Annotated in this window: 12 protein-coding genes; 11 read left to right on the plus strand and 1 reads right to left on the minus strand. The window is 36.3% G+C overall.

Going from position 1 to position 11,792, the window contains the following annotated elements:
• Position 1 precedes the first annotated feature (1 nt).
• Together CI949_RS01050 and CI949_RS01055 are read left to right on the plus strand one after the other, a co-directional pair.
• Entirely contained in the window at positions 2-1,216 is a 1,215-nt protein-coding gene (locus CI949_RS01050) for a MalY/PatB family protein (RefSeq protein ID WP_290762269.1), read from the plus strand.
• A 21-nt stretch (positions 1,217-1,237) separates the two neighbouring features.
• Complete coding sequence (locus CI949_RS01055) at positions 1,238-2,458, plus strand: aminoacetone oxidase family FAD-binding enzyme (RefSeq protein WP_290762272.1); 1,221 nt, start codon at positions 1,238-1,240, stop codon at positions 2,456-2,458.
• 73 nt (positions 2,459-2,531) lie between these two features.
• On the opposite strand, the gene CI949_RS01060 is transcribed toward CI949_RS01055, so the two are convergent.
• Positions 2,532-2,879 (minus strand): YlbF family regulator, encoded by a 348-nt coding sequence (locus CI949_RS01060; protein ID WP_290762275.1) that lies wholly within the window; start codon positions 2,877-2,879, stop codon positions 2,532-2,534.
• 112 nt (positions 2,880-2,991) lie between these two features.
• On the opposite strand from CI949_RS01060, the gene CI949_RS01065 reads away from it, so the two are divergent.
• From CI949_RS01065 to CI949_RS01105, 9 genes are all read left to right on the plus strand, one after another.
• On the plus strand, positions 2,992-4,179 hold the full coding sequence (locus tag CI949_RS01065) for an FAD-dependent oxidoreductase (RefSeq protein WP_290762277.1): 1,188 nt from the start codon (positions 2,992-2,994) through the stop codon (positions 4,177-4,179).
• Between the two features lie 167 nt (positions 4,180-4,346).
• Complete coding sequence (locus CI949_RS01070) at positions 4,347-4,628, plus strand: acylphosphatase (RefSeq protein WP_290762281.1); 282 nt, start codon at positions 4,347-4,349, stop codon at positions 4,626-4,628.
• 71 nt (positions 4,629-4,699) lie between these two features.
• The gene (gene pncA, locus CI949_RS01075) at positions 4,700-5,296 is read left to right on the plus strand and encodes a bifunctional nicotinamidase/pyrazinamidase (RefSeq protein WP_290762283.1); all 597 of its coding nucleotides are present in this window, start codon (positions 4,700-4,702) and stop codon (positions 5,294-5,296) included.
• Positions 5,297-5,375: 79 nt separating this feature from the next.
• A complete protein-coding gene (locus CI949_RS01080) occupies positions 5,376-6,515 on the plus strand; it encodes a class I SAM-dependent RNA methyltransferase (protein WP_290762286.1) in 1,140 nt (379 codons plus the stop codon).
• A 9-nt stretch (positions 6,516-6,524) separates the two neighbouring features.
• Positions 6,525-7,460, plus strand: a complete 936-nt coding sequence (locus tag CI949_RS01085; RefSeq protein WP_290762289.1) for a DMT family transporter — start codon at positions 6,525-6,527, stop codon at positions 7,458-7,460.
• Complete coding sequence (locus CI949_RS01090; RefSeq protein ID WP_290762292.1) at positions 7,447-8,460, plus strand: aspartate-semialdehyde dehydrogenase; 1,014 nt, start codon at positions 7,447-7,449, stop codon at positions 8,458-8,460. The genes CI949_RS01085 and CI949_RS01090 overlap by 14 nt, the downstream gene beginning before the upstream one ends.
• A gap of 267 nt (positions 8,461-8,727) precedes the next feature.
• Positions 8,728-10,404, plus strand: a complete 1,677-nt coding sequence (locus CI949_RS01095) for a ribonuclease J (RefSeq protein WP_290762296.1) — start codon at positions 8,728-8,730, stop codon at positions 10,402-10,404.
• Between the two features lie 104 nt (positions 10,405-10,508).
• The gene (locus CI949_RS01100; protein WP_290762299.1) at positions 10,509-11,288 is read left to right on the plus strand and encodes an undecaprenyl-diphosphate phosphatase; all 780 of its coding nucleotides are present in this window, start codon (positions 10,509-10,511) and stop codon (positions 11,286-11,288) included.
• An 18-nt stretch (positions 11,289-11,306) separates the two neighbouring features.
• Positions 11,307-11,792, plus strand: a 486-nt coding sequence (locus CI949_RS01105; RefSeq protein WP_290762302.1) for a DNA translocase FtsK 4TM domain-containing protein, incomplete at its 3' end; no start/stop codon positions are given.

Below are 11,792 nucleotides of genomic sequence, written 5' to 3' on the forward strand. Positions count from 1 at the left end.
TTTGCAAAACTTTAACTTTTCAAAATTAGAGAATAGAGAAAATACTATGGCTGCCAAATGGGATAAGAGAGCAGAAATTTTTGGCAGCGAAGATGTTTTACCGCTCTGGGTGGCAGATTCTGACTGGCAGACAGCTCCGGCAGTTAAGCAAAAATTAATTGAGCGAGCTGAAGCAGGAATTTTCGGTTACAGTTTTGCTGATCAGAGCATCTACCAGGCAGTAGAAGACTGGCTGCAAAAAAGATTTGAGCTCAAGATCGACAGAAAGTGGCTGCTCTTTGATACAGGAGTAGTACCTGCAATTAACTTTACTTTAAAGGCTATTACAGAAGAAAACGATGCGGTAATTATTCAGCCGCCTGTCTACAGGCCCTTTTTTGGAGCTGTAAAAGCTAATAACTGCCGAATTATTAAAAATGAATTAATAAAAGAAGATAATCATTATCAGATGGACTTAGCTAATTTAAAACTTGAAATTAAAAAAGCAAAAGAAAAGGGAGAGCGGGTAAGAGCAATGATCTTCTGCAGTCCCCACAATCCAGTTGGTCGGGTCTGGCAGGAAGATGAGCTGCTTAAACTGCTGCGTCTGCTTAAAAAAGAGGATATTTTTCTTTTAAGTGATGAAATCCATTCTGATCTTATTTATCCAGGCTATAAGCATCAGCCGGTACTTAAACTGCTGCTGGCCCGGGAAGAATTTAAAGACTACCGCCAAAAACTTGTTACTTTTATGGCGGCCAGCAAAACTTTTAATATTGCCGGCCTGCATACATCCTATACAATTATTGAATCTAAAAAGCTGCGTCAGGTCTATAATAAGGCAAAGGAAGGTTTTGCAACCGGCAATAGCCCTTTTGGTCTGCTTGCTTTAAAAACTGCCTATAATCAGGGGGAAAAATGGCTGGAAGCACAACTTAAGTATTTAGAGGCAAATTATAATTTCTTAAAAGAATACCTTCAGGAACATCTGCCTCAAATTAAAGCTGTAGAAGCGGAAGGTACTTATTTAGTCTGGCTGGACTGTTCAGAACTGGGGTTTGAAAATGATGAGCAGCTAATTGAATTTATGAATAAAAAGGCAAAGGTGGGGCTTAACCCAGGCCGCTGGTTTGGAGATGCAGGCTCAATGCATATGCGCTTAAATCTTGCCTGTCCCCGCGGGAGGTTAAAAGAAGGACTGGATAGAATCAATAAAGCAGTTAAAAATAATCTTTAAGAAGGGAAAGGAAGTTTTGTTTTGACAGAAGTAATTGTAATTGGAGGTGGCCCTGCAGGAATGATGGCTGCACTGCAGGCTGCCAGAAAAGGAAATAAAGTTAGCTTAATTGAAAAAAATAAAAATTTAGGTAAAAAACTTTTGATTACCGGTAAAGGCCGCTGTAACCTGACAAATTATTCGGATTTAAATCAGCATATTAAGAATATAGTCGATAATCCCGAGTTTATGTACAGCTCTCTGGCTGAATTTGATGCCTATAGATTATATTATTTTTTTGAAGGTCTGGGACTGCCTTTAAAGATAGAAAGAGGAGATAGAGTTTTCCCAAAGTCGAACCGCTCACAGGATGTTTTAAAAGTTCTGCAGAAAGAGTTATTTAAAGCTGAGGTTGAAATAATTCAGGATGAAGTGCAGGCGATTCTAACTAAAAACAAAAGAGTTCAGGGAGTAAACTTAAAATATCAGGGCCAGCTTAAAGCTGACAGAGTGATTTTAGCAGCAGGCGGCAGTTCCTATCCTCAGACAGGTTCAGACGGCAGCGGATTTAAACTGACTCAAGCTTTAGGCCACCAGATTATTAAACCGGAGCCTGGACTCTGTGGTTTAAAAACTAAGGAAGACTGGATTTATCAGGCCAAAGGTCTAAAATTAAAGTATGTAGAGCTCAAACTATTAAAAGCAGGAAAAGAAATTTTCAGCCAGTTTGGAGATTTAGAAATTAGAAGCAGCTACTTAGATGGTCCAATTGTTATTTCAGCTTCAATGCTTATAGATGATGACCCCGAAAAATACCAGATGGAAATTGATTTAAAACCAGCTCTTGATTATCAGACACTGGATCAGAGAATTCTTAGAGACTTTGACAAATATGCCAACAAATATTTTGGCAACAGTCTGGGGGATCTGCTGCCCCAAAAAATGATTCCTCTAATTATTGGGCGGTCTTCAATAGATTATAAGAAAACAGTAAACCAGATTACTGCAGCTGAACGGGAAGAACTGATACAATTATTGAAGAATTTAAAATTAAATATTAAAGCAAAAAAGGGATTCGAACGGGCAATAGTTACAAGAGGTGGAATTAGCACCGAAGAGATTGATCCGAAAACAATGGAATCCAGGTTGATTGATGATTTATATTTTGCAGGAGAGGTTATAGATCTGGCAGCAATGACCGGAGGGTATAACCTGCAGATTGCATTTTCAACAGCTTATAAGGCAGGAAATAGTATAAATTAAACAGAAAAAAACCGCAGCCAGCTGACTGCGGTTCTAATTTGCAAATTAAATTGCATTTTTCTAATATGTTCTATTACTCAACGTCTTCTTCATTACCCTGAAGTTTTTGAGTGATTACCTGATTAACAGAGTTCATCAGCTGATTAAAGTGATTTTGAGCTTCATAGAATTCAGAGATTTTATCATTCTGCTTCATTTTTTGTTCCATCATCTGTAATTCCTGCTTCTGCTCATCGCTAACTTCCTGACCATTCTGCTGCATCATCTGCACCTGCTGGTACTTAGCATTTAAATTATCGAGCATTGACTTTGCGTCTTCATCTTCAACCATAACTTCTTCTTTCTCTTTTAAATCCTGAAATTCCTGTGAGTCCACAATTGCTTCTGCAAGTTCTTCTGCATGTTCCATTACTGTTGCCATTAATATTCACCTCAAATTAAATATTTAATTTCTTTTTCGTTTAACAACCATATTTATGTTAACATCCACTACAACTTATGTCAAATAAGAATAGCATTAGGGGGAATTTATTATGTCAAATGAGTTAAAAATTGAAGTTTATTCTAAAGATTGGTGTCCATACTGCAAAAAGGCCAAAGCTTTTTTAAAAAGTAAGGGCTTAAGTTTTACTGAGATTGATATTAATGAAGGGAATAACTATGAGGTAATGCAGGAGAGAACTGGAAATAAAACTGTACCTCAAATTATAATTAATGACCAGAGCCTGGGGGGCTATGATGATATAATTGACCTGGAAAATAAGGGTGAATTTAATGGCTTGATTGGAAAAGACACCAAAGATCTTTCTCAAAAAGAATGGGAACTGATTATTCTAGGAGCAGGCCCGGCAGCTTTAAATGCAGCATTATACGCAGCCCGTAAAGGTATAGATCTACTTTTATTAACCAAGGATATAGGTGGTCAGGTAATTACTACTAATGAAATTGATAATTATCTTGGTAAAGCAGATACAACTGGAGCTGAGCTGATTTATGATTTTTGGGATCATATAGCAAAATACGAGGTAGAGACCGTTATTGGTGAAGAAGCAGTTGAGGTAGCTGACGGTCAGCCTGGTAAAATTGTTAAAACAGATAACGGCAAAGAATATACAACTAAATCTGTGATTGTTGCTACTGGAGCTCAGAAGAGACATTTAGGGATGAAGCAGGAATATGTACTAACAGGTAAGGGTGTCCACTACTGTGCCAGCTGTGATGCTTTTCTTTACAAAGGTCAGCCAGTGGCAGTTGTTGGTGGAGGAAATTCCGGCCTGGAAGCTGCTTTAGATCTTGCCAAAATTGGCTGTGAGGTTGATTTGATTGAGCTTCAGGATAAATTGATGGGGGATGAATACCTGCAAGATAGAGTAAATGCAAGCAAGAAGATAACTGTCCACACTTCAACTACCGTTGACCAAATCATTGGTGAGGACAAACTGGAATCTGTTGTAATTAAAAATTTAAGTGATGAGTCAACCAAAGAGCTGGATGTTAATGGTCTGTTTATAGAAATAGGGCTGGTAGCCAACAGCGATTTTGTCAGCGATAGGGTAGAAACTAATAAACAGAAAGAAATTATAATCAATGAGAGAAATGAAACAGGTGTTGAAGGTATCTGGGCTGCAGGTGATGTAACAAATATTATAGATAAACAAATTATTATTTCAGCAGCTGAAGGTTCTAAAGCAGCTTTGAGGGTCAATCAATATTTAGGTTAAAAAATAACTGATATTTATAATTTAACTATGAGGTAATTTAATAATATATATCAAATAAGAGGCGGGACATTTCTTTATAAGAGAGGTGGCCCGTTTTTTTAAAGAAAAAGAAATTTGCCAGATATTATAATACTATGTATAATATAAACAAATGGAGGTGGATTAAGATGGCTGCAGAAAAAATTCAAAAACATGTATTTATTTCAGGTAGAGTTCAGGGTGTTGGTTTTAGAGCTTTTACCCGCAGTCAGGCAGCTGCTTTGAATATAAGAGGCTGGGTTAAAAACCTGGCAGATGGTAGAGTAGAAGCTAAAGTCCAGGGAAAAGAAAGTAATGTTGATCAAATGCTCGCTAAATTAAAAAAGGGTCCTTCATTTGCTCGGGTTGATAATTTTGAAGCTGAAACAGAAAAACCTGATGATTTTAATGATTTCGAAATACGCTTCTAATTAATAAAGATGAATTTAAGCTAAGAAAATTTTAAGCTTAAGCTGAAAAATCTGTAAAAAGGGTGATTAAAATGGCTAAAGCGTTACTGGCTGTTGATTTGCAGAATGACTTTTATGAAAATGGTGCTCTTGCTGTGCCCAATGCTTCTGAGATTAATACCAAAGTCAATGAACTTTTAGAATCAGATAAATATCAGCTAATAGTTGCCTCACAAGACTGGCACCCTAATTCACACCTCAGCTTTGCTTCCAATCATCAAAAGGAGCCATTTACTCCTTATAGTGATGATCAGGGACTGGGTCCTGTTTTATGGCCCGATCACTGTGTACAGCAGACAGAGGGAGCGGAATTTAATTCTAAAATTAATACAGTCAACTTTGACTATATCCTGCGCAAGGGTACAGATAAAGAGGTTGATAGTTATTCAGCCTTTCAGGATAATGATGGTACTAACCTGGGTCTGGCTGGACTTTTAAAATCACTTGGGATAGATGAAATTGATATAGTAGGCTTAGCCTTTGATTACTGTGTTAAATATACTGCCTTAGATAGTGCTAAAAATGGTTTTAAAACTAATATCATTCTAGCTGGCACCAGAGCTGTAAATCCGGAAGATGTTGAAGAATTAAAAAAAGAATTAAAAAAAGCGGGAGTAAATTTAAATTAAATAAGATTTTTTAAAACAATTTGAAGTAAATAAAGAGATTAATAGAAGTAAATAATGGTTAAAAAAGGAGAGAATTTTTTTGGACAAAATAGAACTTATGGCGACCAGTACTTTTGGGATGGAAGCCCTGGTAAAAAAAGAAATAAATGATTTAGGTTATGAGATTACAGAAGTTAAAAATGGAAGAATCACTTTTGAGGCTGATCTGCAGGCAATTCCCAGAGCTAATTTGTGGCTGCGAACTGCGGAAAGAGTTCTTTTGAAAGTAGGAGATTTTAAAGCCCGTGACTTTGATGATCTTTATGATGGTGTCAGATGTTTGGACTGGCCCGGGTGGCTGCCTGAAAATGCAGAATTCCCTGTCAGTGCCAAATCCATTGATTCACAGTTGAGCAGTGTTCCTACCTGTCAGTCAGTTACCAAAAAAGCAGTAGTGGACAGACTGAAAGCGGAATACCAGAGAGAATGGTTTGATGAAGATGGCCCGCTTTATCCGATTGAGCTGGCTTTATATAAAGATCGAGCGATTTTAACAATTGATACTTCTGGTACCGGACTGCACAAGAGAGGTTATCGAGAGCTTTCAGTTAAAGCTCCGATTCAGGAGACAATTGCTGCCGGTATGGTTTATTTAAGCCGCTGGGATAAAGATAGAATTTTAATTGACCCTTTCTGTGGTTCAGGAACAATTTTAATCGAAGCAGCTATGATGGCCAAAAATCAGGCTCCAGGCTTAAAAAGGAAATTTAATTCCGAAAAATGGCCTGTTTTTGAGGACTTTGAATGGCCCCGGGCTCGAGTTGAAGCTAAAAAAGCTAAAAAAATTAATGTAGAGCCCCGTTTGATCATGGGTTATGATCAGGACCCGGAAGCAATCAGTATTGCCCGCTATCATGCCAAACAGGCAGGGGTAGAAGATATAATTCACTTCCAGGAACAAAAGTTTGTGGACTTTTCTACCAACCGCAAATATGGCTATGTAATTACTAACCCTCCCTATGGAGAAAGAATGGGAGAAAAAGAAGAGGTCGAAGAGCTGTATCGAGAAATGGGAGAAAAGTTTAGAGCTTTAGATACCTGGTCCTATTATATAATCACCTCTCATTCTAAATTTGAAGAATTATTTGGTAAAGAGGCCAGCAAAAGAAGAAAATTATATAATGGTGGGGTAGAGACTCAGTATTATCAGTACTATGGTCCCTGGCCGCCAAAGAACTGAGGCAATTAAATGATCAAATTGAGAAAATATTTTCCTCATCTTGCCGGTCTGGTCTTTAGTACAATATTTGGCTTCTCATTTTTGTTTACCAAGGAGGGACTGGAGCTGATGTCTCCATTCCACTTACTTGGTTTTCGTTTTGCAATTGCTTTTATTACCTTGAGTATTTTAAGAATTGCTGGTATAATAAATATCAATTTGAAGGGTAAAAACTTAAAGAAGTTATTTTTACTGGCCTTATTTCAGCCCGGAATTTATTTCATTTGTGAAACGACAGGTATGGTTTATACAACTTCATCTGAGGCTGGAATGATGATTGCCTTAATTCCAGTAGCTGTTACAATTTTAGCGGCTGTATTTCTCAATGAAAGGCCTACCCTGATTCAGAGCTTATTTGTAGCCCTTTCGGTTGGGGGAGTCTTTTTTATTATTTTCAACCGAGGTGCAGCACCAATTGACGGCAATTATTTAGGGTTAGTTCTCCTTGGGGGAGCAGTTATAGCTGCTGGTTTTTATAATATTATTTCCAGACAGCTTTCACTGGAGTTTAAGCCGGTAGAAATTACATATGTAATGATGGGCTTTGGCGCTCTGTTTTTTAACTTAATTGCTGTTTTTAGAAAAGACTTTGCCCTGGGCAGTTATTTAAATTTACTTACAAATACTGATGTTTTAATTGCAGTTATTTATTTAGGTGTATTTTCTTCGGTAGTTGCGTTTTTTATGATGAACTACACTCTTTCTAAAATCACGGCAGCAGAATCAGCTGTATTTGCCAATCTGACCACAGTTGTTTCTATTATCGCCGGGGTTGTTTTTAGAAATGAGCCGTTTTTTAAATTTCAAGTAGTGGGAGCAGTTTTAATCATAATTGGTGTCTGGGGTACAAATTACTTTGGGCGCCCCGTAGTAGAGAAAGGAGAAGAAATTTATGAGAAAGTATAATGTGGCAGTATTAGGAGCAACTGGTTTAGTAGGTAGAGAAATGCTTAAGACTTTAAGTCAGCGAAATTTTCCAATTGATCAGCTGAAGGTGATTGCATCTGAGCGTTCAGAGGGTAAAAAAATCCAATTTGAAGATAGAGAATTAACTGTAGAATCTGTCAAAGAAGGTACTTTTGAGGGAATAGATATTGCCTTATTTTCTGCTGGGAGCGGGGTTTCGAAAGAGGTAGCTCCTCAGGTTAAAAAGGCAGGAGGGATTGTGGTTGATAACAGTAATGCCTTTAGAATGGATCCAGACGCTCCTTTAGTTGTACCTGAAGTTAACGGAGAGGATTTAAAGGACCATCAGCAGATTATAGCCAATCCAAACTGTTCTACAATTCAGATGGTAATGCTTTTAAAACCGCTTGCTGAAAAATATGGCTTAAAAAGGCTGGTTATTAATACCTATCAGGCGGTTTCTGGAGCCGGAAAAAAAGCAGTTGATGAGTTGATTGAACAGACTAAGGCCTATTTAAATCAAGAAGAAATAAAAAATGAAAAGTTTAACCATCAGATTGCCTTTAATGCGATTCCCCAGATTGATGTTTTTTTAGATAATGATTATACAAAAGAAGAAATGAAGATGGTAAATGAGACCCATAAAATTTTACATGACCCTGATTTACCGGTAACAGCGACCTGTGTTCGCATACCTGTAATTTTTGGTCACGGAGAGTCTTTAAATATTGAACTGCAGAATGATTTCAAAATAGAAGATGTTAAAGAATTATTTAGTCAGACAAAAAATGTAGAAGTAATTGATAATCCTGCAGCAGAAGAGTATCCACTTCAGATTGATACTGAAAATAATGATAATGTATTAGTCGGCAGAATTAGAAGAGATAATTCTGTAGAGAATGGGATTAACCTCTGGCTGACAGCAAATAATCTGCGCAAAGGTGCTGCTTTAAATGCTGTCCAGATTGCTGAATATTTAGTGGAAAATGATCTTGTTTAGAATATAAAGAGATTTTCTTAAAATTATAAAAGCTTAATTCTGCTTGTTTTTTATTATATTTATATGTATAATAGTATTAACGCTTTGGACGGGTTTCTATTATATTTTAAGTTACAGGCAGAATTAAGTATTTTTTTTGTGTAAATTTAGTTGAGTATGATTAATAAAAAAATAAATATGTAAGTTAAGAAGTCAAATGTTTAGAGTTGTTGTAGAATTTAGTTTTTGATGTGTTTTAAAATACTATGGAGGTGTTTTGTTTTTTAAATGAGTGATAACAATAAAATAAAGAATGTTTCAATGACTAACTTAGGTGGAGTCGGAGAAATTGGAAAGAATATGTGGGTTCTGGAAATTGATGATGAAATGTTAATAATTGATTCGGGGGTTAAATTTCCAGAAAATGACTTGCTTGGAATAGACCTGGTAATTCCTGATTATGACTATGTGATTAAGAATAAAGATAAGATTAACGGAATTGTTTTAACACATGGACATTTAGATCATATAGGAGGACTGCCGTATTTATTAAAGGAGATTAATGTTCCTATTTATGGTACAAAGTTAACTCTTGGTCTTTTGGAAGGTAATTTAAAAGAACACAGACTCTTAAAAGATACAAGATTAAAGGTAGTTCATCCAGGTAAACAGTATCAGGTAGGTAATTTTGGAGTGGAATTTGTAAGAGTAAATCACAGTATCGCTGATACCTGTGCACTTGCTATTGAAACTCCACTGGGATCAATTGTTTATGCCAGTGATTTCAAATTTGATCAGACTCCTATTGATGGAGAAGTTGCAGATTTTCACAGACTGGCGGAACTTGGTGACAGTAAAGAAGGAGTATTAGCTCTATTTTCTGACAGTACAAATGTAGAAAGAGAAGGTTATACATTATCCGAAAAAGTAGTGGGCGAAACCGTTGATGAAATACTCAGGGGAGCAAGAGAAAGAGTAATTATTGCCACTTTCGCTTCCAATATTCACCGGGTTCAGCAGGTGGTTGACGCAGCTTTTAAATATAATCGAAAAATTGCTTTTTCCGGACGCAGTATGCTGAATAATGTTGATATAGCCCGCAGGCTTGGTTATTTACAGATACCTGAGGATATGATAGTTGATATTAGAGATATTGAAGATCTTCCTGACAGCAAAGTAACTTTATTAACAACAGGAAGTCAGGGTGAGCCTTATGCAGCTCTAACCAGAATGTCTCGTGGTGACCATTACCATATCAATATCAAAGAAGGAGATACAGTTATGATTTCTGCTTCTGCAATTCCAGGTAATGAAAAATTTGTTGGTCAAACTATCAACAAACTTTACCGCCGCGGAGCTAATGTAATTTATGAAGATGTTTCCGGTGTTCATGTTTCCGGTCATGCCAGTCAGGAAGAGTTGAAGTTAATGCTAAATCTGGTTAAACCAAAATATTTTGTACCGGTACACGGTGAATACAGACATCTATACAAACATGCAGATCTGGCAGAAAAAGTTGGTATACCACGTGATAATATCTATATTTCCGATATTGGTGATAAGATTAAATTTACTGAAGATAAGGTCGAAAAAGACTACAATGTTCAGTCAGGTGATGTATTAATTGATGGCCTGGGTATTGGAGATGTTGGTAATATTGTCTTAAGAGATAGAAAGTTATTGTCTGAAGATGGAATCATAATTGTTGTGGTAACTATTGATAAACACGGCAATATCCTGGTAGGTCCAGATATTATTACCAGAGGCTTTGTTTATATCAGAGAATCAGAAGAATTGATTGAAGCTGCAACTAAGAGAGTTGAGGATGCACTAAAAGACTGTGAAGAAAATAATGTAACAGAATGGTCAGTGCTAAAAAATACAATCCGCAATTCATTAAACAATTATATCTATCAGAAAATAAAAAGAAATCCAATGATTTTACCTGTAATTATGGAAGTATAGAAACTAAGATTAAATTAACCAGCTGTGTAAAAACAGCTGGTTTTGAATTTGAACATATGTTTCTAAATGTGCTATAATATAGAAATAGAAGAGGAGGAATAAAATTGAATAGTTTTCAGGCAATATTCCTGGGTCTAATCCAGGGTTTAACAGAATTCATTCCGGTCAGCAGCTCCGGCCACTTAGTAATTGCGCAGCATTTTTTTAAGATTCGGGAAGATCAAATTTTATTTAATGTAATTTTACATATCGGGACCCTGATCCCAATTTTTATTATTTTCTGGCAGGATATTAAAGACATGCTGTTATTAAAAAAAGAAAAGCGAAAAGAAACTTTTTATATACTTCTCGCAATCATCCCGACTGGTATAATTGGAGTTTTATTTGAAGATTTTTTTGAAAGCCTTTTTTCAAATGCTTATTTAACAGCTCTGATGCTGATTGTGACCGGTCTTATCTTATATATTACTGAAAAAATTGATGGAGGAGAAAAAGAAGTGGAAGAGCTAAAATTCTGGCAGCCTTTATTAGTTGGTCTGGCACAGGGTGGTGCAATTATTCCTGGTATTTCTCGTTCAGGGACAACAATTGCAGCTTCTTTATTTCAGGGTTTGAATCGAGAAGCAGCAGCCCGGTTTTCATTTTTAATGTCGATTCCCGTCATAGGCGGTGCTGGTTTTTTACAGTTTTTAAATGTAGTCGAAAGCGGTAGTTTTAAGCTTGAGTTAAAGATTGTTTTACTTGGTTTTTTTTCCGCGGTGATTTCAGGTTATCTAGCAATTAAAATTTTACTGAAAGTGCTGGCAGAAAAAAAGCTGGACTATTTTAGTTATTACTGCTGGCTGGCAGCTGCAGCAGTTATTATTATCAATTTGATTTCTTAAACTTAAGGAGGGGCAGAGATGAGTAAGCAAAAAAATGATACTAGAATTGAAAAAAGAAAAAATGAAATTCTGGGTCTCTTTTTAATTACCTTTGCTGCGATCAGCTATTTTGCTATTTTTAGCAGATCGGCGGGTTTGCTTGGCAATTATATCAGCAGCGCCTATTATTTTATGGTGGGGAGCGGCAGCTATATTCTGCCTCTTTTATTTGTTTACTGGGGGATTCAGCTGATTAGATCAAAAAAGATTAAATTTTCGGGTAGATTTTTAGGTCTTCTCATTTCATTTATTGCAATTATTTCTATTATTAACTTAAGTGAAGGTGGAGGGTTTTTTCTTAATACACCCCAGAATGCAGCTGGTGGTATTATCGGCAGTGCAATCAGTTATTTTTTAACTGAATTATTTGCTGTCAGGGGCAGCTATATTATTTTATCCGTTTTACTGTTAATTGGAATTCTTTTGTTATTTGATTTATTTTTACATAATATTTTCAGAAAAACT

This window comes from Halanaerobium sp. (assembly GCF_003070835.1).